The sequence below is a fragment of the Pseudarthrobacter sp. CCNWLW217 genome (genome assembly GCF_037203985.1).
GTDB lineage: Bacteria > Actinomycetota > Actinomycetes > Actinomycetales > Micrococcaceae > Arthrobacter.
On record NZ_JBBCBT010000014.1, the window covers coordinates 73,603 to 97,703 of the forward strand.

General features: G+C 64.2%; 23 protein-coding genes, 2 tRNA genes and 1 riboswitch. Of the genes, 2 read left to right on the forward strand and 23 right to left on the reverse strand.

Going from position 1 to position 24,101, the window contains the following annotated elements; translation table 11 throughout:
* Positions 1-27 precede the first annotated feature (27 nt).
* The 7 genes from V9L18_RS16175 to V9L18_RS16205 form a co-directional block, all read right to left on the reverse strand.
* Positions 28-900: a carbohydrate ABC transporter permease gene (locus V9L18_RS16175; protein WP_337348186.1), complete on the reverse strand. Its 873-nt coding sequence runs from the start codon at positions 898-900 to the stop codon at positions 28-30.
* A complete protein-coding gene (locus tag V9L18_RS16180) occupies positions 897-1,772 on the reverse strand; it encodes a carbohydrate ABC transporter permease (protein WP_337348226.1) in 876 nt (291 codons plus the stop codon). The genes V9L18_RS16175 and V9L18_RS16180 overlap by 4 nt, the downstream gene beginning before the upstream one ends.
* Positions 1,773-1,817: 45 nt before the next feature.
* On the reverse strand, positions 1,818-3,170 hold the full coding sequence (locus V9L18_RS16185) for an extracellular solute-binding protein (protein WP_337348187.1): 1,353 nt from the start codon (positions 3,168-3,170) through the stop codon (positions 1,818-1,820).
* Between the two features lie 106 nt (positions 3,171-3,276).
* Positions 3,277-4,479, reverse strand: a complete 1,203-nt coding sequence (locus V9L18_RS16190) for an ROK family transcriptional regulator (protein WP_337348227.1) — start codon at positions 4,477-4,479, stop codon at positions 3,277-3,279.
* A gap of 99 nt (positions 4,480-4,578) precedes the next feature.
* Positions 4,579-5,799, reverse strand: coding sequence for a class I SAM-dependent methyltransferase (locus V9L18_RS16195; protein ID WP_337348188.1), 1,221 nt, complete (start codon positions 5,797-5,799; stop codon positions 4,579-4,581).
* Positions 5,780-6,925 carry an NAD(P)-binding domain-containing protein gene (locus V9L18_RS16200; protein WP_337348189.1) on the reverse strand — a complete coding sequence of 382 codons (1,146 nt, stop codon included), beginning with the start codon at positions 6,923-6,925 and terminating at the stop codon, positions 5,780-5,782. Before V9L18_RS16200 ends, V9L18_RS16195 begins: the two co-directional genes overlap by 20 nt.
* 16 nt (positions 6,926-6,941) lie before the next feature.
* The gene (locus tag V9L18_RS16205) at positions 6,942-7,304 is read right to left on the reverse strand and encodes a zinc ribbon domain-containing protein YjdM (protein ID WP_337348190.1); all 363 of its coding nucleotides are present in this window, start codon (positions 7,302-7,304) and stop codon (positions 6,942-6,944) included.
* 120 nt (positions 7,305-7,424) lie between these two features.
* Between V9L18_RS16205 and V9L18_RS16210 the strand changes: the two genes are divergently transcribed.
* On the forward strand, positions 7,425-8,759 hold the full coding sequence (locus tag V9L18_RS16210; protein ID WP_337348191.1) for a class I SAM-dependent methyltransferase: 1,335 nt from the start codon (positions 7,425-7,427) through the stop codon (positions 8,757-8,759).
* Between the two features lie 89 nt (positions 8,760-8,848).
* Here the strand turns inward: V9L18_RS16210 and V9L18_RS16215 are convergent.
* From V9L18_RS16215 to aztB, 5 genes are all read right to left on the reverse strand, one after another.
* Positions 8,849-8,924, reverse strand: a tRNA-Ala gene (locus V9L18_RS16215).
* Between the two features lie 305 nt (positions 8,925-9,229).
* Positions 9,230-10,438 (reverse strand): zinc metallochaperone AztD, encoded by a 1,209-nt coding sequence (aztD, locus tag V9L18_RS16220; RefSeq protein ID WP_443197962.1) that lies wholly within the window; start codon positions 10,436-10,438, stop codon positions 9,230-9,232.
* Positions 10,439-10,503: 65 nt separating this feature from the next.
* A complete protein-coding gene (gene aztC / locus V9L18_RS16225) occupies positions 10,504-11,415 on the reverse strand; it encodes a zinc ABC transporter substrate-binding protein AztC (RefSeq protein ID WP_337348193.1) in 912 nt (303 codons plus the stop codon).
* Positions 11,412-12,509 carry an ABC transporter gene (locus V9L18_RS16230; protein ID WP_337348194.1) on the reverse strand — a complete coding sequence of 366 codons (1,098 nt, stop codon included), beginning with the start codon at positions 12,507-12,509 and terminating at the stop codon, positions 11,412-11,414. Before V9L18_RS16230 ends, aztC begins: the two co-directional genes overlap by 4 nt.
* A gap of 149 nt (positions 12,510-12,658) precedes the next feature.
* Complete coding sequence (gene aztB / locus V9L18_RS16235; RefSeq protein WP_337348195.1) at positions 12,659-13,543, reverse strand: zinc ABC transporter permease AztB; 885 nt, start codon at positions 13,541-13,543, stop codon at positions 12,659-12,661.
* A gap of 121 nt (positions 13,544-13,664) precedes the next feature.
* Between aztB and V9L18_RS16240 the strand changes: the two genes are divergently transcribed.
* Complete coding sequence (locus tag V9L18_RS16240; protein WP_337348196.1) at positions 13,665-14,240, forward strand: ATP-binding cassette domain-containing protein; 576 nt, start codon at positions 13,665-13,667, stop codon at positions 14,238-14,240.
* 197 nt (positions 14,241-14,437) lie between these two features.
* Here V9L18_RS16240 and V9L18_RS16245 read toward each other — a convergent pair.
* From V9L18_RS16245 to V9L18_RS16295, 11 genes are all read right to left on the reverse strand, one after another.
* Positions 14,438-14,513: transfer RNA gene (locus tag V9L18_RS16245), tRNA-Ala, on the reverse strand.
* Between the two features lie 125 nt (positions 14,514-14,638).
* Positions 14,639-15,040, reverse strand: a complete 402-nt coding sequence (gene rsfS, locus V9L18_RS16250) for a ribosome silencing factor (RefSeq protein ID WP_337348197.1) — start codon at positions 15,038-15,040, stop codon at positions 14,639-14,641.
* Positions 15,041-15,088: 48 nt separating this feature from the next.
* The gene (locus V9L18_RS16255; protein WP_337348198.1) at positions 15,089-16,279 is read right to left on the reverse strand and encodes a hypothetical protein; all 1,191 of its coding nucleotides are present in this window, start codon (positions 16,277-16,279) and stop codon (positions 15,089-15,091) included.
* Between the two features lie 7 nt (positions 16,280-16,286).
* Positions 16,287-16,913, reverse strand: coding sequence for a nicotinate-nucleotide adenylyltransferase (gene nadD / locus V9L18_RS16260; RefSeq protein ID WP_337348228.1), 627 nt, complete (start codon positions 16,911-16,913; stop codon positions 16,287-16,289).
* A 40-nt stretch (positions 16,914-16,953) separates the two neighbouring features.
* Positions 16,954-17,184 (reverse strand): hypothetical protein, encoded by a 231-nt coding sequence (locus tag V9L18_RS16265; protein ID WP_337348199.1) that lies wholly within the window; start codon positions 17,182-17,184, stop codon positions 16,954-16,956.
* Between the two features lie 75 nt (positions 17,185-17,259).
* Entirely contained in the window at positions 17,260-18,633 is a 1,374-nt protein-coding gene (locus V9L18_RS16270; protein ID WP_337348200.1) for a glutamate-5-semialdehyde dehydrogenase, read from the reverse strand.
* 25 nt (positions 18,634-18,658) lie between these two features.
* Positions 18,659-19,810 (reverse strand): glutamate 5-kinase, encoded by a 1,152-nt coding sequence (gene proB, locus V9L18_RS16275; RefSeq protein WP_337348201.1) that lies wholly within the window; start codon positions 19,808-19,810, stop codon positions 18,659-18,661.
* On the reverse strand, positions 19,800-21,389 hold the full coding sequence (gene obgE / locus V9L18_RS16280) for a GTPase ObgE (protein WP_337348202.1): 1,590 nt from the start codon (positions 21,387-21,389) through the stop codon (positions 19,800-19,802). The genes proB and obgE overlap by 11 nt, the downstream gene beginning before the upstream one ends.
* 116 nt (positions 21,390-21,505) lie before the next feature.
* Entirely contained in the window at positions 21,506-21,769 is a 264-nt protein-coding gene (gene rpmA, locus V9L18_RS16285; RefSeq protein ID WP_009372867.1) for a 50S ribosomal protein L27, read from the reverse strand.
* Positions 21,770-21,828: 59 nt separating this feature from the next.
* Positions 21,829-22,137: a 50S ribosomal protein L21 gene (rplU, locus tag V9L18_RS16290; protein ID WP_066291943.1), complete on the reverse strand. Its 309-nt coding sequence runs from the start codon at positions 22,135-22,137 to the stop codon at positions 21,829-21,831.
* Positions 22,138-22,409: 272 nt separating this feature from the next.
* On the reverse strand, positions 22,410-23,984 hold the full coding sequence (locus V9L18_RS16295) for a bifunctional hydroxymethylpyrimidine kinase/phosphomethylpyrimidine kinase (RefSeq protein ID WP_337348203.1): 1,575 nt from the start codon (positions 23,982-23,984) through the stop codon (positions 22,410-22,412).
* Positions 23,967-24,063, reverse strand: a riboswitch (TPP riboswitch). Its footprint overlaps the gene before it by 18 nt.
* Positions 24,064-24,101 lie beyond the last annotated feature (38 nt).

The window sequence follows — 24,101 nt, forward strand, 5'->3', positions numbered from 1 at the left end:
GGCCCTTGTGCTGACGGCCTTGCTGGTTCACCCCTTCATGGCCCCAGTCAGTGCGAAGGAACTGCCGGCGCCGCGCGCCACGATGACATACAGGGCGAGGACCGGAACTGAATAGAGGATGGAGAACGCTGCCAGCTGGCCGTAGGCCACTGCGCCGTGCTGTCCGAAGAAGCTGAAGATGGAAACTGCGGCGGGCTGCCGAGCCTCGGACAGCAGCAGCACGAACGGGACGAAGAAGTTCCCCCACGCCTGGATGAAGACAAAGATGAACACCACGCCCAGGCCTTGGCGCATGAGCGGAAGGACGATAGTGCGCAGGGCGGTCAGCCCGGAGGCGCCGTCGACCCACGCGGCCTCCTCGAGTGAAACAGGCACTGCGTCCATAAAATTCTTGGTCATCCAAATGGCCATCGGGAGCGTGGTGGTGGCCATGAAGAAAATTGTGGCTGGCATGGAGTCCAACAGTTCGAGCTGGACGAACAGCCCGTAGACCGGCACCATGATGGCGGTGACGGGGAGGCACGTGCCAAACAGGACGGCGTACAGGAACGGCCTGTTGAACCTGGACTGGTAGCGGGAGAGCGGGTAGGCCGCCAGCACTGCGGCGGCGAGGTTGACAGCCGCCGTGCCGGCGGAGAGCACCATGCTGTTCCACAGGGGCTGGAACAGCAGGCCCGGCGTCATGACCGCGACAAAGTTCTCCAGCGACACTTCGCCCGGAACCCGCGTCTGGTGGCCGGCACCCGCGTCCAGGGACGCTAACACCAGCCACAGCAGCGGCAGCACAAAACATGCCCCGATCAGCAGCAGGGCTGCGTCCGCCGGAAGCCCGGCACGCCGGCGGCTGCGGGAGGGCCTGGCCTGCCGTGCGCGCCGGGAGGCCTGTGCCGCCGTCGTCATGGCTTGCCCTGACGGAGGAGGCGGACGTAGGCCGCGCCGAAGATGGCCCCGATCAGGATCAGCACGGACGCCACCGCCGTGCCATAACCGATGTCCCCGAATTTGAATGCCTCAACGTACGCCAGCACGGGCAGCGTTGTGCTGGAATTCGAGGGCCCGCCGGCTGTCATGACCCAGACGAGCGTGAAGACGGCCAGTGTCTGCAGCGTGATGAGCATCAGGTTGGTAGCTATACTGCTCCGGATCATGGGGAGTGTGATGAAGGCCAGGCGCTGCCAGCCGCCGGCACCGTCCATCAGCGCCGCCTCTGTCACGTCCGCAGGGATGTCGTCGAGCGCGGCGCGGTACACCAGCATGGAAAAAGCGGTCCCCCGCCAGACGTTGGCCAGCATGATCGCCACCATCGGGAACGAGTAGAGCCAATCCGGCTGGCCAAGGCCCAGCCATCCCAGCAGCTGGTTCAGCGTCCCGTCGCGGCTGAAATACGCGTACGCGGCAAACGCTGCCACAATCTCCGGAAGCACCCAGGCGGCCACCACCGCAGTTCCGACGACGGCGGCAACGGGCTTCCGCGCCTGCTTCATCAGCACCGCAATAGTGAGTCCGAGCAGGTTCTGCCCCAGGATGGCCGACCCCCCGACGAAGAGAACCGTCAGGACAAGCGAGAGCGGCAGGACCGGGTCCGTCACCAGCCGCTGGTAGTTATCCAGGCCCACCCAGCCGGGACTGCGCGCGTTGCGTCCGGTCAGTGCGGCGTTGGTGAAGGATGCGTGGAACGCCCACAGCACAGGACCGGCCAGGAATACCAGCAGGAGCAGGATGGCAGGAAGCACCGGCAGCAGGCGTGCCTTGCGCCGCAGCCGGGCGGGCATCCGCGGTGTGGACCGCGGACGCTGGAGGGGAAGAACCGGCACAGGCTACTTCCGGACGGTCTTGTCGCCGCCCACGATGCCTTCCACTGCGGCGTCATAGTCCGCAGAGGCCTGTTCCGGGGTCTTCGAGCCGGTGATCACCGCTTCGGTGGCTTCCTGCACAGCGGCGGAGATCCGCGGGTAGTCGGCCGTTGCCGGACGGTAATGCGTGACGGACACAAGCTCGGAGACGTCTTTCACGAACGGATTTGCCGACTGGTAGCCGGCGTCGGACGCGACGTCCTCGCGGACCGCGATCTGGGAGCTGGCGACGTTGAATGCCAGCGAGTTCTTCTGGTTCAGCGCGGTGGCCAGGAAGTCAAAGGCAAGGTCCGGGTCCTTGGTGCCTGCTCCGACGGCCAGCGTCCAGCCCCCGGACATGCTGACTCCGCCGGGTGCCTGTCCATCCTTGGTGGGGAACGCCGCTACGCCCATGTCCGTGCCGTACTCCGGCCATTCGTAGCTGCCGCCTTCCTGCCAGAACGACGGAGCGTAGGACCCTTCCACGGTGGCCCCCATCTTCCCTTGCGGGAGCCATTCCCCGAACACCTTCTTCCACACATTCGCGTCGAGTGCTTCGGCCGGGGAAACGGCCAGTTGTTCGTCGTAGAGGGTCTTGAGGAACGCCAGAGAATCCGTAAAGCCGTCCGAGCCCACTACCCATTTTTTGGCGTCTGCGTCATACAGTTCGTCGCCGGTGCCGTACAGCAACTCATAGAAGCTCTGCATCACGGTACCTTCCGCGGTGCCCTTGCCCGCATACATGTTGAAGGGCACTACCGTGGGGTCGCTGGCTTTGATTTTCCGCGCGGTCTCAAGGATGTCCTGCCAGGTCCGAGGCTCCCACGGGAGGCTGACGCCGGCAGCGGCGAGGACTTTCTTGTTGTACCAGATGGCACGCGTATCGGTGCCGAGCGGCACCGCGTACGTGCCGCCGTCGTCACCCAGTCCCGCAGCCTTCGCGGCGTCGTCAAAGGTGTCCCAGTCCTTCCAATGCGCCAGGTGGTCGTCAAGCTTCAGCAGGAAGCCTGCATCCACGTCGGAGCGGACTTTGAAGGTGTCCTCGTAGAAGACATCCGGAGCGGTGGACGGCGACCGGAGGGCAAGGGCCAGCTTCGTGCCGTAGTCGTCATCGTTGGCCTGGATGGGCTGCAGTTCCACTGTGACGCCGTCGTTGGCGGCTTCGAACTCAGCCTTGGCTGACTGGAAGAGGTCGTCCAGTGCGACGAAGGAATCCGTCTTCTGGTAGACCACCTTCAGGGTCTTGGCCTGGTCAGCGGGGGCCGCCGGGGAACAGGCACACAGCGCCAAGGCTGCGGCAGCGATCAGGGAGGTTATGCTCAGGGCCCGGCGACGCATGGTGCTCCATTCAGTAAATGGCTGCAGTCCCCGTTGTCTGCGGGCCCCCAGCCGCGGCGATATCCAAATGCTAGATGTGCACCCTGCCGCGGGCAAGGCGCCCGGTTCAACTCTCCAAAAGGAGGCGCTGTGCCCGGGGTGCCAGCGTATGCTCCAGGACGAGGCAAGCCGCACCGATGGCGCCCACGTCCTCTCCTACCCCGGTTCCTACTACCTCGATGGTATGGATGAGGCGGGCTGCGCTGTTGGCGTCCAGGAGGGCCGGGATTTTGTCCAGGTACCGCTCGGACAGCCGGCTCCAGTATGGCCCGCCGAAGACAACGCGCTCCACATCAAGGGTGTTGGTGACCACCGATACGGCGCGGGCCACGAGCACTGCCGATTTGTCGATGATGGCGAGGGCCTGCGTGTTTCCTTCATCAGCGAGGTCGCAGAGCCTCGAGAAGCTCTGCTGGACAACGGCACCGCTGTTGTCCGTGCGGGAACCGTCGAGAATGCCGGCGGCTTCTGCCTCAGCCACCAGCACCTGCGGGATCGCCGAGGACTTCACGCAGCCACGCAGGCCGCAGTCGCACACGGGGCCATCTGGATCCACCACGATATGCCCGATTTCGCCGGCATTGCCCGACGTTCCGCGGACCACTTCATCATTGAGCACAATGCCGCAGCCGATACCGGTACCCATGTACATAAAGATGAAGCTGCCCGCGCCGCTGGGGCCGCCCGCCCACGTTTCGGCGACGGCGGCGCTGGTAACGTCCTTATCCACCAGGACCGAGTAGCCGGTGGCCTCGGCCAGTGCATTGCGGAGTTCAACCCTGTCCCACCCGGGCAACAGTGGCGGATCCACGACCGTGCCGTTGTCGAGGTCGATGGGGCCGGGAGCGGCCAGGCCCAGGCCTGCGATCTTGGCAGTATCCACTCCGGATTCCGTGACAAGCTGCCCAATCTCCATGGCAATGGTTGAGATCACGGCTGCAGGATCGTTCCCGCCCGGCGTCTTGATCCGTGAGTGTTGCACTACGGCGCCTACGAGGTCAAGCACTACGAAGGTTGTTACGGCGGGGTCCAGGTGGACGCCGATCGCGTACATGCCCGAGGGGTTCAGGCGCAGTATGGTGCGCGGCTTGCCCGGGCCGCTGCCTTCCTTGCCGGCTTCCACAATCAGGTGCTGGTCCAGCAGCCGACGGGAGATGTTGGAAATTGTCTGCGGTGAGAGCCCCACAATCTGTGCGAGCTCCACCCGGCTGAGGCCACCGGAGGACCTGCGGATGGCGTCAAGAATGACCGTGAGGTTGAAGTCCCCCATCCGCGGCAGGTTGGTGCCGCGCCTAGGCGATGGCTGCCGGATCTCGGACACGGATTTCCCCTAAACGTCTTCGTCACTAAATGATGTCTGAATGGTACGTTACCCCTTGTCATCCGCCCACATGTGGAGGCGGGGTCGCGGCGCGGCCCCTTGCTGCCGGGATGACCGCCTCGTGCTGACTGCAACCGTGAACTTCGGGTTTTGGCCCTTGACTGCGGTGGGGCCCACCAGCCGTTCGAGTGCGGGCAGGTAGTTCAGGTGCCGGTTGAAGACGGTCCATAGTTGACCGCCCGGGGTGAGGACCCTGCCGGCAGCTTCAAACATCTTGATTCCGGCGCCCGCATGGACGGTGGCGCCAAGGTGGAAGGGCGGGTTCAGCAGGATGAGGTCCACGCTGGCGTCCGGGAGCGTGCTCATTGCATCGTCCTGGAGGACTTTCATGCGGTCCGAAAGGCCGTTGGCTGCAGCGGTGCCTGCGGCGGATGCGACGGCGACGGCCGACTGGTCGGTGGCGGTGACCACGGAACCCGGATTCTGCCTGGCGTACATGGCGGCCAGGATCCCCGTGCCACACCCCAGGTCCACTGCGTGCCCGGCAGCGGGCATCGCGGGCAGGAACGTCAGCAGGAACCTCGTGCCGATGTCCAGCCTGTGCCCTGCGAAGACGGCGCCGTGAGCGGCAACGTCCAGGTCGAGTTCGGCCAGGTGCTCCACCACGGGAACCGGCTCCGGCCCTGACGCTTCCCTTGCGTCCGCTGCGACGATGACTCGGGACTTCTGGCGGGCAAGCTGCGGCTGGACGGTCCCGAAATGCCGTTCCAATACTGCGTTCATGCCTAACGACATGTGCTTGACCCGGCCGCCGGCCAGGAGCACCGCCCCCTGTGCGGCGTATCGTGCCACTGCCCCGGCGATCTGGTCCAGTTCTGCCAGGGTCTTCGGCAGTTGCAGCAGGACGAGGTCTGCGCCGGTGAGCAGTTCCTTCCCCAGCGGCAGCTGCTCGAAACGCTTCCCCGTCCCCGGTTCCGGCGGCGTTGAGTCCAGGCCGAGGGCCGCGGCGTTGTTCCTGAGGGCCCGCTCGCCGGTGATGAGGTCCTGGTGGACGCGCACCGTGCGTATACCCAGCGTCGCCAGGGCGCCCAGAGTGAGGGCACCATAGCGGTCACCGATGACGGCCACGTTGCTGCCGGCACCTGCCCGGTCCGCCGCCGTCTCCAGCAGGAGCCTGTCCGTGGCATCCCAGGCCTGGAGATTCGGGGCCTCCACGTCCGGTCGCCGCCGGAGCGCCCCGAAGACATCCTCAAGAGTGTTTTGTACCACTAGCTGGTGCCGCCTTTTCACTGGATAGGGCCGTGGAGGTTTCGTAGTGAACTCCGGGCAACTTCAGGATGGCCGCCACAGCTGCCCGCCCTGCCCTGTTGGCGCCGATGGTGGACGACGACGGCCCATAGCCCACCAAGTGGACGCGGGGTTCCGCCGCCACTTGCGTGCCGTCCATGGCGATGCCGCCGCCGGGACCACGGAGATGCAGCGGAGCGAGGTGTTCAAGTTCGGCGCGGAACCCGGTAGCCCACAAGATCACGTCAGCGACGAGCAGTTCACCATTCGGCAACCGGACGCCGTCGGGTTCGATGGACGTGAACATCGGACGCCGGTTCAGCGCACCCCTCCTGGCCGCGGCGCGCAGGGCGGGCGTCCAGATCAGGCCGGTGACCGCCACCACGCTTTGCGGCGGCAGCCCCTGGCGCACCCGCTCCTCCACCAGCGCTACGGCGTTGTGGCCAGCCTGGGCGTCGAACTCGGCGTCCCTCCATTCGGGCTCCCTGCGGGTAAACCAGCTCGTGGTGGTCACTTGGGAGATTTCGTCCAGGAGGCCGACGGCGGAAATACCTCCGCCAACCACGATGACGTGCCGGCCGCGGAACTCCTCCGCTGCAACATAATCGGCCACGTGCAGTTGCCTGCCCCGGAAGGTGAACTGTCCCGGGTAGATGGGCCAGAACGGCCTGGTCCAGGTGCCCGTGGCGTTGATGACCGCTTTCGCGGACCAGTCGCCGTCGGACGTGGTGATGCCCAGCCGGCCGTGGGGGTCTGCGTCTTCCCGCGTGACGCCCGTGACTTTGACCGGCCGCCTGATGGCTAGTCCGAGGTCCTGCTCATAGCCGGCAAAGTAGCGTGCCAGGAACTCCGAGCTGGGTTCTGCTGGGTCCACCACTGGCTTGGCGATGCCCGGGAGGTCGCTGATGCCGTTGACCGTGGCCATCCGGAGGCTTTTCCAGCGGTGCCGCCAGGCACCTCCCGGGCCCTCCTCGGCGTCGAACACGGCATATGTCGCGGCGCCAAGGGCACCGGCAGGGCTGAATCCCCGGCGCTGCAGGTGATATGCCGCCGAGAGCCCGGCCTGCCCAGCACCGATCACCGCAACGTCCACCAACTGCTTCTCCATCGCTTCGGGCTCCCGGCTAGGCCTTTTTCACTACGGAGGATTTGAGCTGCATGGGACCGACGCCGTCCACTTTGCAGTCGATGTCGTGGTCGCCCACGCCATCCAGCAGCCGGATGCCGCGCACTTTCGTGCCTACCTTGATCACACTGGAACTGCCCTTGATCTTGAGGTCCTTGATGACGGTGACTGTATCGCCGTCGGCCAGGACGTTGCCTACCGCGTCCTTGATCACTCGCGCTTCCGTCGCTGCCCCGTCGTCGTCGTCGCCGCCGGCTTCCGGGGCCCACTCGTTGCCGCATTCCGGGCAGACCAGGAGTGCGCCCATCTCGTAGGCGAACGGGCTTGAGCAGGCAGGACAAGGAGGAAGCGTGTCAGTCACCTCCCAATGATAATCGGGCTTCATTACTTGCCAGCGCAGACAGAAAAGTGTCCCGCAATCGCTGACATGTGCCCACCGCCGCCGTACTGTAGGCCCATGGCGGAAGAGAGGTCACCCATCATGAAAAACACCACTGCTGCATCAAGGCTGGCCAGGGCGCTGGGCATTGTCCTGGGAACAAAGGAAATCCCGTTCCGGCTCAAGGCGTGGGACGGATCCGAGGCTGGCCCGTCTGCGGCCCCCGTGCTGGAGTTCCGTAACCGGCGCGCCCTTCGGCGGATCCTCTGGTCCCCGGGCCAGCTTGGGCTGAGCCGGGCATACGTTGCCGGCGACATCGATGCGCCAGGGGACATCTTCGCAGCCTTCACGGCCCTCAGCTCCATGGGAAAGTTCGCCGAGCCAGGACCGTTCAAGCCCCTCACGCCAGCTGAAGTCTGGACATTGCTGAAGACGGCTATCAGGCTAGGGGCCCTTGGACCCAATCCCACCCCTCCGCCGGAAGAGGCGCGTGTCCGGAAGGCAGGGCGCATGCACTCCAAGCGGCGGGACGCCGCCGCGATCTCGCATCATTACGACGTCGGCAACGACTTCTATGCACTGGTTCTGGGACCGTCCATGGTCTACTCCTGCGCAGTATGGGGCACCAGCTCAGGCTCGGATCCCTCAGGTGATGGTCCCGGGGATGGCTCCCCCGACAGCCTGGTGGCCGGGCTCGACGCCGCCCAGGAAGCCAAGATCGACCTCGTGTGCCGCAAGCTCGGCCTGCAACCAGGCATGAGGGTACTGGACGTCGGCTGCGGCTGGGGCAGTTTCGCCCTCCACGCCGCGGAACGTTATGGGGTCAGCGTGGTCGGGGTAACGCTCTCGAGCGAACAGGCAGTCATGGCGCGCAAAAGAGCAGCGGACGCCGGCCTGACGGAAAGAATCGATATCAGGGTCCAGGACTACCGCGACGTGGACGATGGCCCCTTCGACGCCATCAGCTCCATCGGCATGTCCGAACACGTGGGTCGCGAACAGACCCCCCGTTATGTTTCCCGGCTGTACAACCTGCTCCGGCCCGGCGGCCGGTTGCTGAACCATGCCATCTCGTGGAATGCCGGGCCTACCAGCCCGGACCCGGACTCATTCATTCCCCGCTACGTTTTCCCGGACGGCGAAATGATCAGCCTGGGCGAGATGGTCAGCGCCCTGGAGGCCGGCGGCCTGGAAATCCTCGACGTCGAGGCCCTGCGCAGGCATTACGCGCTGACGCTGCGTGCGTGGGTGCGCCGCCTAGAGGCCAACTGGGACGAGGCTGTGAGGCTGACGAGCCTGGGGCGGGCGAGGATCTGGCGGCTTTACATGGCGTCCAGCGCCCTCGGCTTCGAGGCCGGAATTACGGGCGTAAACCAGGTTCTCGTACAAAGGCCGGGTGGCGCCGAACCCCCGCTTCGCCGCTCCGACTGGACGTGATTCCGACTGGACGTGATGTGGACCGGCGGGAACCCAGCCAAGACCCCGGAAACACAAAAAAACCACCCGCCGGGTGGTTTTTTTGTTTTTGGTGGAGCTGAGGGGACTCGAACCCCTGACCCCCTGCATGCCATGCAGGTGCGCTACCAGCTGCGCCACAGCCCCAAACTTCTGTTTCCTGGGAACTCTCGTTCCCGGAAGCAACCTGATCAGCTTAATGCAGATTTGCCGTAGACGCCAATCGAATACGTTGCTTCCGGGTGCGGCGCGCCCGACGCAGTTTCGCATGCTGGACGGCGGGACACATTCCGTGGCCGGAAACAAAAACTGGAGTCCAGGCGTCATCGATAAGCTCCAACTCAAGCCCCGTGGAACCGCATGAACAGCCGCTCCCCCGCCGGCATCTAACTGAAAGCAGGTGCCGCGCCACGAGGGTGCGGCACCTGCTGTTTGACTCGACGCAGGAAGGGTCAGTGCGCTCCGAGGGTGATGGCGATTTCGTTGGGCACTACGTCCAACTTGGCCGACCCGGTCACCTTGCCGGTGGTCAGATCAACCGAATGTACGGTGCTTGCTGCCGGTTCGGTGACGTAGGCGGTGTTGCCTTTGACGACGATGGCGGGGTGGGCGTCCTGCCAATCGACAGGACCTTCCCAGGCCCCGATCACGGGGAATTCGTTGACGATCTTGCCGTCCTTGGGATCCAGAACATGGATCGATCCGTTCGTGGAAAGTATGTAAGCCAGATCCCCCGGTCCACGGGCAATATCCCGGAACGTGTACTTCACTGTCTCGGGAAGCTTGACGACGTTGAAGCTGTGCTTCTGGGTGTCGATGAGGGCTACTGAGTTCAGGAGGTAGCCTTCAGCGTCTGGATCGGTTTTGTAGTCCCCGACCACAATAGGGCTTGTTTCGGAGACGAACGCGTTGCCCATCCGGCCGTACTTATCCGGTGCTTGGAACTTTTCGAACTTGCCATCGTGGAACAGCAAGGCACCGTCCTCGCAGCCAAAGATCACAGCTTCGCCTGCTGCAGTACCTTCGCCATGGATGCCGGGGCATTCCTTGCTCTCAGCTAACTTGTCCCAGTGGCCATGGTGTGATTCGAGTGCAACCGCTCCGGTGCGGGAGGTCTTGTCACCGACGGTGGTAAGAAGTTTCCCGTCCTCCAACACGATTGATACTCCATGGTGCGGAGCGTCAGCTTTGTAAGTTTGCGTTTCGGGTAGGGCGCCGTCTGCTTTGGCTAGGTCTGCGGTTTTCAGGATGGTTGTGGTACCCGTGCCGTCGTCGAACAGGACGGTGTTGCCTGCATGCCGCACGACGTGGCCGGGAGCCGATGCGTCCACTACGAGATCCGTGAGTTTGGGTTCCACCGTGTCCAGTAGTTGGAAGCCGGCTTTCGTGGTGACGAAAACGTGCCGCCCGTCGCCAGCGGCGTTGAGCCTGGTGAATTCCTCCGAGTCGAACTTCTTGACGACGTTTAGAGTCTTCCCGTCGAGGATGCTGATGCCTCCCGGGTAGGAGATGGCGACACGTCCGAGCGCGTCAGCCGAAGCGGAGGCGGCAGGGGTTTGGGTATTACGGGCAGGCGTGCTGTTGGCGCAGGCGGACGCCAAGAGCGTCATCCCGGCAACAAGGGCGATGCCTCCCAGGCGCGTATTTCGTTTGCAGATCATATTTCGGTTCCTCATTCTATTTTTGTCAGGCAGGGTTCTGCCTGGGCGTGTGTTATTCGATGTGGTCAAGTCCTGAGTCCTTGGACAATCCGCTCCGTGTTGGCACGCATCATGTCCAGGTAGGTTGCTGCGCCTCCGTCGGGGCCGGTCAGCGATTCGGTGAACAGTTCAGCGACCCGCACATTGAGGCCAGCCTCGCTGGCGAGTACTTGCACCAGGCGGTCGGGCTGGGACGATTCGGCAAAGATAGTTGGGACACCGGCGTCACGGACGGCCTCGCTGAGCTTGCGCAGATCGGCAGCGCTTGGGGCTGCCAAGGTGGTCCCCCCAGGGATGACGGCGCCAACAACGCGGAAATCGAACCGTTCTGCGAGGTAGCCGAAAACATGGTGGTTCGTCACCAAGGCCCGGCGCTCCTTGGGAATGGCAGCAAAAGCATCTGTCATCTCGATGTCCAGCCGGGTGAGTTGATCCCGGTAGGCGTCTGCGCTGGCCGCCAGCCGCCCGGCGTCGATTCCTTCAATGTTCCGCGCGGCGGTTTCCATGGCGTTGACGACATCGAGCATGGCGGCAGGATCGGTCCAGAAATGGGGGTCAGGGGTGCCTTCAGCATCTCCGGAGCTGTAGGGCAGGACCTCGACCACGTCCCCCGCCACCAACATTGGCGCACCGGCCTTTGCAGCCCTGTCGAGGTGCTGTTGCAGCCCTCCCTCCAGACCGAGGCCGTTGGACACCACCAGGTCCGCACTGCCCATGAGGGACGCTTCCTGGGCCGATATTTCAAAGGAGTGCGGATCAGCATTTGGCTGCATGAGAGTAGTCACCTGGACCTGGTCTCCAAGGACCTGTCGCGTCACATCACCGAGAATGTTGGTGGTCACCACAACCTGGGGCTTCTCCGGCGTGTTCGGTTGTGAGCAACCGGAAAATATCAGCGCAGCCGCAGCGGCGAGGGCAATCAGCGGCGCGCGTTTCATCGACCGGTCTCCACGAGATGCACGGGCTTTGTGGGCAGCTTGAGGGTCCGGGCAATCCGTGCGTCATCGGCGTAGTCAATTTCATAGACAATGCCCTCCGCCGGTGCGCTGACGTAGGCGCGCTGACCATCGAGGGTGAGCTGCACTTTTCCAGCCAAGGCTGAATCCGCGAGGGTTGCCGCCAACAGCGGTTCGGTGACCGCGATGCGCTCTTTTGTCGATGCGTCATATACCTGGACCGTGCCGTCAGCGCCAACGACAACGACATGGTGGTCAGTGTCGTCAACTGTTGCCGCGGCGAGTACCGGGGTTGAGGTCGGCAGCCACTCCCAAGCCCGCTGGCGGGTGTTCAGCAGCCAGACTCCGGCATCAGTACTGAGCCCGGCGACCGTGGGCCTGCCCTTACGTCCATCGAATTCCGTTGCCGGGGCCGCCCCGGCCGGGTAGGGAACCCGTTCGAAGACCGGTGTCACCCCCTCCGTTGTGGCGATCACTGCGCCATCCGCGCAACCGATGACCAGACCCAGCCGGGTGGTGATGGTTCCTGCTGCCGCCGGGCATTCGGTGGTGGCCAACTCCTTGCCGGAAGCGTCGACGGCACGCAACCGCGCGGCCTTCCCCGTGTTGTCGGGCTCGGAGACTACGGCACCCTCACCCAGAGGGGCGATGATGCCGGCGTGCGGTTCGGTCTTGAGGCGAAGGGTTTCTGAGATAGTCCCATTGGAGAGCGCCGAGTTATCCAGCAGGATAGCCTCCCCGGAAGAAGGGAAGAACAGCCCCGTTGTACCGGCCGTCGAAAGCATGCCTGTGGCGATAGTGGCTGCGCCCTCGCCTGCAACCCTTCCCAGAGTCTTGGGTTCTGTCCGGTAATAGTGGAAGTGGTCCACGTGATCCCAGGTCCATACGCCGCTATCCACAATGTCCACGCCGGAGCTGGTGGCTGCAAAGACGTAGCGGCCATCAGTACTGACATGGGCCGGCGGACCTACGTGCCCCAACCGGGACTCTGTTCCGGTGAGGAGGTCCAGCATCGAGGCTTCGCCTTCGGCGTCGATCGCCACAAGATGAAGCTGCGGTTCAGCGACCTCGGCCACTCCCGCAATCGCTCCATGCCCATCACTAGCGGACGCCGATTTGCTCGTGTCAGGTTGCGGTTCGTGCTGGGTTGGCGCACTGCCACACCCCGCGACAAAAAGAAGTGCCAGGGCGGCCAGGACTGTTTGCGCTGTTCGGAGATTCATTATTACTTTCCAGTGAGGGATAGAGAAGCGGGGGCCGGCGTGGCCTGGTGAGTCCTGGTTGCCTGCCTGCTTCGCCAGCCGTGCAGGCGCGCGCCGGCAGTGGAAAAGACAGCGAGTGTGATCGCGGCTGCGGAGATGGAAGCGCCTGCCGCAGTGCCGGCGTACCAGGAGCACAGCAGTCCGAGACCCACCGCCAATGCGCCAAAAGAGGATGCGCCCACCATGCGGGCCGGAATGCTGCGCGTCCAGGGGCTGGCAGCTACTGCCGGGGCGAGCAACAGCCCCACCACAAGCAAAGATCCGACGGCCTGATATGAAGAAACAACAGCAAGGGTCACGAGTCCCACCAGTGCCAGTTGGGCGAAATGGGGACGAAGGCCCAACGTCACGGCAATCCGGGTATCAAAGGCAGCAGCGACGAAGCTGCGATGGAGGACGACAGCGATAGTGACTGTGATAGTCGCAGCGGCGAGAAGTCCAAGCAAGTCCCCGTCGTCCAAAGCGAGAATGTCGCCAAAGAGCATGGCTGTCGCATCGGTAGCGAAAGAGCGTGAGTGGGACACGATGATGACGCCGAGGGAGAGCATCGCCACGAACAGCAGACCGATGCTCGTGTCGTACGAAAGGCGACCCCGCCGCTGCAGCGCGCTGATCATCGCGCTCATGATGACGGCGCTCACCGCCCCACCAACGATGGCAGGGGCACCGGCAACTGTTGCCAGAGCCACGCCGGGCAGCATGCCGTGACCTATCGCTTCTCCAAGGAAGGCCATGCCGCGGATTACCACCCAGGTGCCTACGACACCGCAGATGAGGGCGACGAGGACGCCGCCAAGGAGAGCCCGCAGAAAGAAGTCTGCGGTAAAAGGTTCGGTCAGCCATTGCACCTGACCACCATAGCCACTATTGATAATGATTATCAATTTCAGTTAGGATCGAAGAGTGATCCCTTCCGACTATGCTCTTCGCGCTCGACACCTTTATTTCACTTTCGGAGAATCTCCCGCCTTGGCGGACGTTGACATCGATCTGCGATGGGGAACGGTAACGGCGATCGCCGGGCCTAATGGTGCCGGCAAATCCACGCTTATCGAGATCCTTGCAGGCGTCCGCAAGCCTCTCCGGGGCACTCTTCATCGCGCCGACGAGGTGGCGCTGATGGTCCAGCGGGTCACAACTCCTGATGCACTCCCGCTCAAGGTTCGTGACGTGGTGATCATGGGTACGTGGGGTGCATCACCAAGCCGTGCCTCCAGAATCACAAAAGAGGAACGGAAAATACGAGTTGCCGACGCCCTGGAACGGGTCCAGCTCACAAACCTCGCATCTTCGCCATTCAACGCCCTTTCCGGCGGCCAGCGCCAACGCGCGTTGCTGGCCCAGGGAATCGCCCGTCAGGCGCGCATCTTCCTGCTCGATGAGCCTGCCGCCGGACTCGACCTCGAGAGCTGCGAGCGGACACGGTCCATACTTGCAGGAGAGGCCAATCGCGGAGCGGCTGTGGCCTGCGTCAGCCACGATGAAGAGTCAATCGCTGCGGCCGACTGCGTTGTCAGCCTGGAAGGTGGACGCAGAGTCATCTGAGAAGTCGGGTCAGACCCTTGCCGGAACGAACCGCTGAAGCCCCACTCCCGATTCCGTGCATGGCCCACTGCACCGATGATCCGCAGATAACCAAAAACCAAAAAAGGAGAGCTACCAAATTTGGTAACTCTCCTTTAGGTTTTGCTACTGGCCCATTCCGCAGCAAGTGTTTGCCGATGTTTCGAACAAGACCAAAATGGTGGAGCTGAGGGGACTCGAACCCCTGACCCCCTGCATGCCATGCAGGTGCGCTACCAGCTGCGCCACAGCCCCAGATTTCTTCATTGCTCCAGCGTTTCCCCCGAAGCAACTCAAATATCTTAGAACAGCATTTCCGAAAATTCCAAATCGGGCATATTCGGCCTGCCAGTGCTGCTCCCGGCGTTTTCGCGAAGCGCCTACTCCGCCTCGGAAGCAGCGGCAGCCTTGGCGGAGGTGTCATCGCCCAACTGGAGGTCCACCACCGGGCAGTCCTTCCACAGCCGCTCCAGGGCGTAGAAAACACGGTCTTCCTCGTGCTGGACGTGGATGACGATGTCGGAGTAGTCCAACAGCACCCACCGGCCGCCGGAACGTCCTTCACGACGGACGGGGCGGAGGTCCTGCTTGGACAGTTCCTCTTCAATACCGTCAACGATGGCGTTGACCTGGCGTTCACTCGGTGCGGAAGCAATGAGGAACACGTCGGCCAATGCCAGGCGCTCACTGACATCCAAGGCCACGATGTCCTGGGCTATCTTGTCCGCGGCCGCTTTGGCTGCGTGGCGGGCTGTGGCGATGGATGAATTTGATGCAGTCACGGGACTCCTTGTAGTTTTCAAAAACGATGATTGGTGGCCGCAGCCAGGTCAGCGCGTGATGCCGCTGATAATAAGCATGATCCCGGAGACCAGGGCGAGGATTCCGAAGGCCAGGACGCAATACTGAATGACACGCATCCTCTTGGCACGGGCGAGCCCTGCTGTTGCCGCGTCCAGCGGCTCCAGTCCGTACGCCGAACTTGCCGGTATCCGTGGCAGGTCATCAAAAAGATCTTCCGACTGCCCGGCCGCTTCAGCCGGGCTGAAGATCACCGGCCTTGGCCGGGTGGAAGCCTTGGCTGCGGCCTCTGCGCGTGCGATCACTCGTGAGCGGCCACTTGCACCAGGGGCGTCGGCGTCGTCGGCTGTCCGCGGGGCATCAGCCGGACGGCGGCCCTTGCCGGCTGATGGCTGGAGTGTGGGTCCCGGATTGGTGACGACTGGGACATAGGACGTCGCCGGCGGCTTCATAACGGGACGGTCAATGCCCGGTACCTTGACGAACTCCAGCGGCGTGACCATGGCGAGGTTGCTTGCCGCGGAAGGGGCGGGGCGGGGCGGGGCGTCCTGAGCCGGCGGGGCTGCCTGTTCTGCCAGTTTCTGCTTGGCCATGGCGCGGCGGTTCAGTACAGCCGCACGCTCGGCCAAAGCAATCTGCTCAGCAAGGATTTCCGGGTCCACAGCCTCCGGGTCCAGGGAGGCGATGTGTTCCATTTTGGCCAACTGGTTCTTGGCCTGTTCGGCGATCAGGGACCTGGCCGCCAACGCCTGTTCAACGCTCATGCCATCCGGGATACGTGGGGTGTCAGGCGAAGCAGGGGACTTCCGGGACGCGGCAGCTTGTGGTGCTGCCGGAACCGGTGTGGCCTCAGGTTGAGGTGTTTGCGAGGCAGCGCTTTGGCCGGACTCGGGAAGCGCAGGGGCAACAACAGGGTTGGCAGAGGTAACGGCCTGTTCCTTGAGCTGCTGGAGCCGCAGCTGCCGGCGGGTGGGCGGTCCGCCGGCCGCGAGCTGTCCCTCTTTCTCTTCGAGTTCCTTGATGGTGCGCAGGGCCGCCCTGTCCCGTGCCCTGATCTGAGAGGAGCGCTGTGCCTGTGCATGGTCAGCTGCGGGGCTTGCCGGAGGTTGTTTAGAGGCAGGCGAAACCTGGCCCGGACCGGTGGATCCGTTAGCCTGCTTCTCATCTCTGGCCCGCCGAAGTTCACGGCGGCTGCGGACGGGGGGCTGTTCCTGACTCATTGAGAACTCATTCAGTACTGGCTGGTTCGTCTGTTTTGGTAGTTGGTTCACCATTGGCGGCGCCCTCGGCATACAGTCCATATTTGGCGATGTACTGAACCACTCCGTCCGGCACGAGGTACCAGACAGGGTTGTGCTGGGCTACCCTGGCGCGGCAGTCCGTGGAGGAGATGGCCATGGCCGGGACCTCCAGGAGACTGACGTCCTTCCGTCCCATGCCGTCCAGCACGTGCCCGGGCCTGGTTACCCCAACAAAATGTGCCAGCGACCAGAGCTCGTCGATGTCTTTCCACGACAGGATCTGCGCCAAGGCGTCGGCGCCGGTGATGAAGAAAAGGTCGGCGTCCGGACGCTGGGTCCGAAGGTCACGCAAGGTATCAATGGTATACGTTGGACCGGGCCGGTCCACATCCACCCGGCTCACGGTGAAACGCGGGTTGGATGCCGTAGCGATCACCGTCATCAGGTAGCGGTGCTCCGGCAGGCTGACCTGCTTGTGCGTTTTCTGCCATGGCTGGCCGGTGGGGACGAACACCACCTCGTCCAGGCCGAATTTGGCGGCTACTTCGCTGGCCGCGACCAAGTGGCCGTGATGGATCGGATCGAAGGTCCCACCCATCACGCCCAGCCGCAGCCGCCCTTCGGCACCTTGATGGCGCAGAATGCGGGAAATGTTAGTGGCCCTGGCCGTGATCGTGCTTGTTAGGGTGCTGGCGGTGCGGATCAGCGTGCTCTTCCGTGGCGGTGTGGCGGTTCCCGAGGTTGGAGTAGGACAGCGTGACGAACATCAACACCAGCAGGATGGCGAAAATGGCCACACCGAAGACCCACGGTTCAGCCCACAGCGGGGCGAGTTCGTGTTCTTCGCCTTCGGCGATGGTCGTGGCGATCTGCTGGAGCAGCATGTTCTCCCCTAGGGTTCAAAGGATGTGGCAGCGGATATCCCGCCGTTCCGGACTTCTGTCTATGTTACCGCGTTGCTACCCGCGGACTTGGCCCTCGCCCTGCACGATCCACTTGGTGGTGGTGAGCTCGGTCAACCCCATAGGCCCGCGGGCGTGCAGCTTTTGGGTGGAGATTCCCACTTCGGCGCCAAGGCCCAGTTCGCCGCCATCAGTAAAGCGGGTGGATGCGTTGACGATGACTGCCGCGGAGTCCACCTCCGCGATGAACCGCTCGGCGTTGGCGAGATCGTTGGTGAGGATGGCTTCGGTGTGGCCCGTGGACCAGGTGCGGATGTGCTTGACGGCCTCGTCCAGGCTGTCCACCATGGCTACTGCCAGGTCCAGGTCCATGTACTCCGTGCCCCAGTCCTCGTCCGTGGCCGGCTCGGACACAATCGATGCAGGCAGTGCCGCCCGGATGCGCTCGTCCGTGTGCAGCGTAACGCCGGCCTCACGCAGGGCCGCGGCGACCGCGGGGAGCACGGTGGATCCCGAGTGAACCAAAAGCGTCTCCACGGTGTTGCACACGCTGGGACGCTGGGTCTTGGCGTTCAGCAGGATTTCCACGGCCATGGTTTCACTGGCCGATTCGTCGATGAAGATGTGGACGTTGCCTTCGCCGGTCTCGATGACGGGCACCGCGGAGTTGGTGACGACGGTCTGGATGAGTTCCCGGCCGCCGCGGGGAATCAGGACGTCGACCTTTCCGCGGGCGCGCATCAGCGCATTGGCGCCTTCGCGGCCGTACTGGTCGACGGTTTGCACGGCGTCGGACGGAAGTCCGACGGAGTCCAGGGCTTCGCGCAGGACCTGGACGAGGGCCTCGTTGGTGGCTGCAGCGGCAGTTCCGCCGCGCAGGATCACGGCATTGCCACTTTTGAGGGCGAGGCCGGCGATGTCCACAGTGACGTTGGGGCGAGCCTCATAAATGGCTGCCACTACTCCCATGGGAACGTTGATCTGGCGCAGGCGCAGGCCATTGGGAAGGGTCTGCCCGCGGACGACGTTTCCCACGGGATCGGGCAGGCTGGCGAGTTTTTCCAGTGCGGCCACGAGTCCATCGATCCGGGCGTCCGTGAGGGTGAGCCGGTCCAGCAGGGCAGCGGAGGTACCGTTGGCTTTCCCAGCGGCAATGTCCTTGGAGTTAGCGGCAAGGATCACATTCCTGCGCTCCAGCAGGGCGGCACCGATAGCCCGCAGGCCACGATCCTTCCACGCACGGTTTGCCCGCGCCATCCTCCGGGCAGCCTGGCGTGAACGGTCTGCGATGGCATGGACCGCGGCTTCGACGTCCTCCACGGACAACGGCACGGCAGCGGCGTGCGGCAGGTTGCCGGGCTCAGGAGCAGCGGGGGCAGCAGAGATGTCCCCGGACGTCGCAGCGGTGTTGTGGATCAGTGCCTCAGTCATGTTCCAAGTTTAGGCGAGGTCAGGCTCAGACAAGCACCAGGTCATCAACATGAACAACTTCACGGTCATAACCACGGCCCAGGGCCCTGCCCAGTTCCTTGGTGGAACGGCCAAGCATCTGCGGTAATTCGGCAGCTGAGTAATTGACCAGTCCGCGTGCAATCACGGTGCCGTCCGCGCTGACCATCTCGACGGCGTCGCCTGCTTCAAAATCGCCGTCGACGCCGGAGATGCCGGCCGGGAGCAGGGATGTGCGGCGGTGCCGGACCGCCTTGACGGCGCCGTCGTCCAGGATCAGCCGGCCATGGACCGATGCAAGGTGTGCCAGCCACAGGAGGCGGACGGGCTTGCGGGCGCCGTTCACCGTGAACCAGGTGCCTACGTCTTCCCCGGCCAGAGCGGCGGCGGCGTTGGCCGTGGAGGTGACCAGCGCGTGGATGCCGGATCCGGCGGCGATGGTGGCTGCTTCGACTTTCGTGGTCATGCCGCCGGTGCCAACGCCGGCTTTGCCTGCCTTGCCGATGGTCACGCCGTCGAGGTCGTGCGGGCCCTCCACCAGGGGAATCCGTTTCGCCCCGTGCGACGGCGGTCCGTCGTAGAGGGAATCGACGTCAGAGAGCAGGACAAGGGCATCGGCCCGGACCAGGTGCGCGACGAGGGCGGCGAGGCGGTCGTTGTCGCCGAAGCGGATTTCATGCGTGGCAACGGTGTCGTTTTCGTTGACCACCGGGACCACACCGAGGTTGAGGAGCCTGTCCAGCGCACGGAAGGCGTTGGTGTGCTGGCTGCGGCGCATCAGGTCATCAGCGGTGAGGAGCACCTGGCTGACCGTGACCCCGTGCGCTCCGAACGCCTGCGTGTATCGGGCCATGAGCAGGCCTTGGCCGACACTCGCCGCAGCTTGCTGCGTGGCGAGGTCACGCGGCCGCTTGGCCAGCCCCAGCGGGGCCAGACCGGCAGCAATGGCACCAGAGGATACGAGGATGATCTCGGTGCCGGAGTTCCGCTTGGCTGCCAGCGCGTCGGCGAGTCCGGTCAGCGACTCCTCGGAGATGCCTCCCTTAATACTGGTCAGCGACGACGAACCGACTTTGACAACGATCCGGCGCGCCCCCGAGAGCACGCTCCTGTCCGCGATGCCCCGGGCGGGCACAGTGGTGGCGGCGCTACTGGTCATCTTCTGCGCCCAGTCCACTCTCCTTGAGCGGCTTCGCAACGCGGCGGCTACTGACGGATTCGGTCCAGATCCCGGCCTTGCGCTCGGCTTCGAGTTCGGCGCGGGCGGCCGCCTTGGCGTCCTTGCGTTCCTGCTGCTCGTCTCGCTTCTGGCCGCGCGTGGGGCGGTCGCCGATGTCGGCGAAGCGGACGTCCGTGCCACGGGGCGAAGCCAGAAGCTCCGCGCCGGCCATCATGGTGGGCTCCCAGTCGAAGACGACGCCGTCGTCCTCGCCGATCACCACGGTGTCGCCGGGCTTGGCGCCCTGCTTGAACAGTTCGTTTTCGACACCGAGCTTGGCAAGGCGGTCCGCAAGGTAGCCGATGGCTTCCTCGTTGGTAAAGTCGGTCTGCTTGACCCAGCGCACCGGCTTTTCGCCCAGGACGCGGAACAGCGGCTCGAGGTTCTTCTCTTCACGGCGGATCTTAAAGCCGGACTCGTTGACGGCCCGGGGCTTGAGCACAACCGGCTGGACCTTCGGCGGCGCGGCAGCAAGGGAGTCGCGGGCGGCCTTAACGATTTCAGCCATGGCGAAGCCGAGTTGGCGCAGGCCTTCGTGGCTGGTGGCGGAAATTTCGAAGACGCGGTAGCCGCGGGATTCAAGTTCAGGCCGGACAAATTCCGCCATGTCCTTGCCGTCAGGGAGGTCCACCTTGTTTAGGGCAACCAGGCGGGGGCGGTGGTTCAGCGGGACCACTTCACCGTCCTGCCCGGCGTAGCTCATGTCGACGGCGTACTTCTCCAGTTCCGCCTCGATGACGGCGAGGTCGGACAGGGGATCACGGTCCGATTCGAGGGTTCCGCAGTCCAGGACGTGCACCAGCGCGGCGCAGCGTTCCACGTGCCGCAGGAAGTGGTGGCCCAGGCCCTTGCCCTCGGACGCCCCTTCAATCAGGCCGGGGACGTCGGCAATGGTGAAGCGGACATCGCCGGCCTGGACAACGCCGAGGTTGGGGATCAGGGTGGTGAAAGGGTAGTCGGCGATCTTGGGCCGCGCCGCGGACATGGCGGCGATCAGGCTCGACTTGCCGGCGGACGGGAAGCCAACCAGGGCGATGTCCGCAATGGACTTCAGCTCCAGCACGACGTCGCTGGACTCACCTTCGATGCCCAGCAGCGCGAAGCCGGGCGCACGGCGCTTCTGGGAGGAGAGCGCGGCGTTGCCGAGGCCGCCCTGGCCGCCGGCCGCCGCGACGTATTCCGTTCCTTCGCCGACGAGGTCCGCCAAAACGGTGCCGTCCTTGGACTTGACCACGGTGCCGTCCGGGACGGGGAGGATGAGGGTTTCACCGTTTTTGCCGCCGCGCCAGTCCCCCATGCCGGGTCCGCCGTTGGTGGCGTGCCGGTGCGGGGCGTGGTGATAGTCCAGCAGGGTGGTTGTCTGGTGGTCCACGCGGAGGATGACGTCGCCGCCGTCGCCGCCGTTGCCGCCGTCGGGCCCGCCCAGGGGCTTGAACTTCTCGCGGTGGACGGAGACACAGCCGTGGCCGCCGGTACCGCCGGATACGTGCAGTACTACCCGGTCTACAAAGCTCGCCACGTGGATCTCCTCAGTGCTGTTTCCTGGACGCTGCAAAGCGCCAAGACGATTGTAATGCGGTTAAAAGAACAGTGGAGCGGACCAAATGGCCCGCTCCACCGCTTCAGAACTATGAGTTACTCTGCAGCTGCAGCAGCAACGATGTTGACAACGCGGCGACCGCGGCGGGTGCCGAATTCAACGGCGCCCGGGGTCAGTGCGAACAGGGTGTCGTCGCCGCCACGGCCTACGCCGGCGCCCGGGTGGAAGTGGGTGCCACGCTGGCGGACGATGATTTCGCCTGCGGAAACTACCTGGCCGCCGAAGCGCTTGACGCCGAGGTACTGGGCGTTGGAGTCACGACCGTTGCGAGTGGAGCTCGCGCCTTTTTTATGTGCCATTTGAAATGCCTGCCTCTAAATTCTGGGGAATCTGCTGAAAACCTGAACAGTAACGAAGGTTACTTGATACCAGTGATCTTGACCTTGGTCAGTTCCTGACGGTGACCCTGGCGCTTCTTGTAACCGGTCTTGTTCTTGAACTTCTGGATGACGATCTTCGGACCACGGAGGTCATTGAGGATCTCAGCCGTAACAGTTACCTTGGCCAGGTCCGCAGCGGCGGAGGTGACCTTGTCACCGTCTACCAGGAGCAGTGCGGGCAGCTGAATGGTGCTGCCGGCTCCACCGGGGACGCGGTTCAGGGTAACGAAGTCTCCAACGGAAACCTTCTCTTGGCGGCCGCCTGCGCGGACAATCGCGTACACCACTTGGGAACTCACTTCTCTCGACGTTTATTACTAGATTTGCGTGCGGAACCTGGGCCTATATTTGGCTGGGCTCTCGCTGTGCCTCAACGCCGTGGGGTCGTAACCCAAGTGTTGGCGTAAGCACCGAAGATCTAGAATACGCTAATTTTGCCTTCGGCCGCAAATGAGGCTGGTTCCGGCGGGCTGTCCGTGATAAGCGCCACAAGCGTGCGCAACACTGACAATCCGGAACCGTGCCCGACTATCGTACCGGCTGGATGGGCCGGGGAGCGTCAGGCGTGCAGCCGCGGCGCGTCGAAGAAATCAACTTCGAAACGGCACGACTGGTTGAAAGCGACGACCATGGCAGCACGCTCGTCCTCCGAGCCCCGGCGTCCGGCTTCGTCTGCCAGGGCAATAGCTGTACGGGTGGCCTGCGCGAAGTCCTCGTCGGCGTACGTCCGCAGCCACTCGGCGTACGGGTGGTCCGCCGGGGCGCCCGCGGCAAGGAATTGCGCGTGGAGGGTCTGTCCGACTTCGGCGTAGAGCCAGAAGCAGGGCAGGACCGCTGCCACCAGCACCGCGTAACTGCCCGATGCGGAGGCGGCCAGCAGGTGGTCCACATACGACTTTGTGACAGGACCGAGGACGGGCTCCACGGTTCGCGTACTGAGCCAGGTCCGATGCAGCTCCGATTCAACCTCCAGGCATTGCTGGGCTGATCGGGCCCAAAACAGCTGTGCGGCTTCGGTGGGGGCCAAGGCGCTGGCCCGTGCCAGCACCCGTGAGTACCCATTGAGGTAGATGGCATCCTGGGCCAGGTAGTAGGCGAACTGCTTTTCGGGCAGGCTTCCTGCCACGAGGTTCCGGATGAACTCGAGCTCATAGATGGCGGCGAGGTCTGCGGTGGCCTCCGCACGGAGGAGCTCGGCGAAGCCGCCCTCGCCGAGCTGGGCCGGTTCCAGGACAGGCCCTCTTGCCGCCTGCAGGTGGTGGAAGTGGTGGACGGGACCGTTTCCCGCACCGACGTCCAGGCCGTCCGAGGACACCAGGGCACCTGCCAGCCAGGGCTTGACGTGCCGCAGTGAGGCCTCCCAGTCCCCCAGACGGGCCTGTGCCGTTGCCATGGCCGACGAGAGCGAGCAGCCCGTCCCGTGGCTGTTGCGGGTGGGGATCCTGTCCCCCGGAACCTCCACAATTTCCTGGGCAAGCAGTCCGCCAGTATTGACGAGGGCATCCGGGCAGGCGGCGCCGTCGAGATGTCCCCCCTTCACCAGGATGGTGGAGCCGGTGTCCGCCGCCAACCGCCGGCCCTGTTCCAGCGCTTCTGCCCAGGAGCCGGCCTGGGCCTCTCCGAGCAGCATGGCCAGTTCAGCGAGATTGGGCGTGATCAGGTCCGCCAGCGGGAGCAGTCCGCGGAGGGCAGCCTCGGCAGACGCCTGCAGGAGCCTGTCGCCGCTGGTAGCCACCATGACGGGGTCAAGGACTACGACGCCGGGACGCACCTTTTCGAGCCAGCTGCGGACCGCTGCCACCACCTCGGCATCGCCCAGCATGCCGATTTTGACGGCATCAATGGTGATGTCATCGCTCACGGCTTCCAACTGCTGGACCAGGAAGGCGGCCGGCGGCACGTGCACCGCGCGGACGCCCTGAGTGTTCTGCGCTGTCAGCGCGGTGATCGCGGCCATCCCGTAGCCGCCGTGGGCTGCGATGCTTTTCAGGTCGGCCTGGATGCCGGCGCCGCCGGACGGGTCGGACCCTGCGATGGACAGCACCCGCGGAACGTCCCGGAGGACCGGGGCCGGCGCTGCCGGGCTGAGTACAGGTGCCGGGGGCAGGACAGTAGTTGAAGACAAGGAAGACATCCCTTCGCCGGTGCTAGCCGGACAGGTTCAACGGGTGTGGATCTCAGCCGGCCCTTGCGCGGCACCCCGTGTCGGTAACCAAGCCTAGCGTTTCAGTGCCCGGCCCGGCGTCAAATG

Excerpts from the sequence above, each read along its gene's own strand:
- V9L18_RS16255 (WP_337348198.1), bottom strand. The coding sequence starts at position 16,279 with ATGAGTCAGGAACAGCCCCCCGTCCGCAGCCGCCGTGAACTTCGGCGG.
- proB (WP_337348201.1), bottom strand. The coding sequence starts at position 19,810 with ATGACCAGTAGCGCCGCCACCACTGTGCCCGCCCGGGGCATCGCGGAC.
- V9L18_RS16190 (WP_337348227.1), bottom strand. The coding sequence starts at position 4,479 with ATGGGGGACTTCAACCTCACGGTCATTCTTGACGCCATCCGCAGGTCC.
- V9L18_RS16265 (WP_337348199.1), bottom strand. The coding sequence starts at position 17,184 with ATGCTGCTCCAGCAGATCGCCACGACCATCGCCGAAGGCGAAGAACAC.
- V9L18_RS16185 (WP_337348187.1), bottom strand. The coding sequence starts at position 3,170 with ATGCGTCGCCGGGCCCTGAGCATAACCTCCCTGATCGCTGCCGCAGCC.
- V9L18_RS16200 (WP_337348189.1), bottom strand. The coding sequence starts at position 6,925 with ATGGAGAAGCAGTTGGTGGACGTTGCGGTGATCGGTGCTGGGCAGGCC.
- aztD (WP_443197962.1), bottom strand. The coding sequence starts at position 10,438 with ATGATCTGCAAACGAAATACGCGCCTGGGAGGCATCGCCCTTGTTGCC.
- V9L18_RS16295 (WP_337348203.1), bottom strand. The coding sequence starts at position 23,984 with ATGTCTTCCTTGTCTTCAACTACTGTCCTGCCCCCGGCACCTGTACTC.
- V9L18_RS16210 (WP_337348191.1), top strand. The coding sequence starts at position 7,425 with ATGAAAAACACCACTGCTGCATCAAGGCTGGCCAGGGCGCTGGGCATT.
- V9L18_RS16270 (WP_337348200.1), bottom strand. The coding sequence starts at position 18,633 with ATGACTGAGGCACTGATCCACAACACCGCTGCGACGTCCGGGGACATC.
- V9L18_RS16180 (WP_337348226.1), bottom strand. The coding sequence starts at position 1,772 with ATGCCCGCCCGGCTGCGGCGCAAGGCACGCCTGCTGCCGGTGCTTCCT.
- V9L18_RS16175 (WP_337348186.1), bottom strand. The coding sequence starts at position 900 with ATGACGACGGCGGCACAGGCCTCCCGGCGCGCACGGCAGGCCAGGCCC.
- rpmA (WP_009372867.1), bottom strand. The coding sequence starts at position 21,769 with ATGGCACATAAAAAAGGCGCGAGCTCCACTCGCAACGGTCGTGACTCC.
- aztC (WP_337348193.1), bottom strand. The coding sequence starts at position 11,415 with ATGAAACGCGCGCCGCTGATTGCCCTCGCCGCTGCGGCTGCGCTGATA.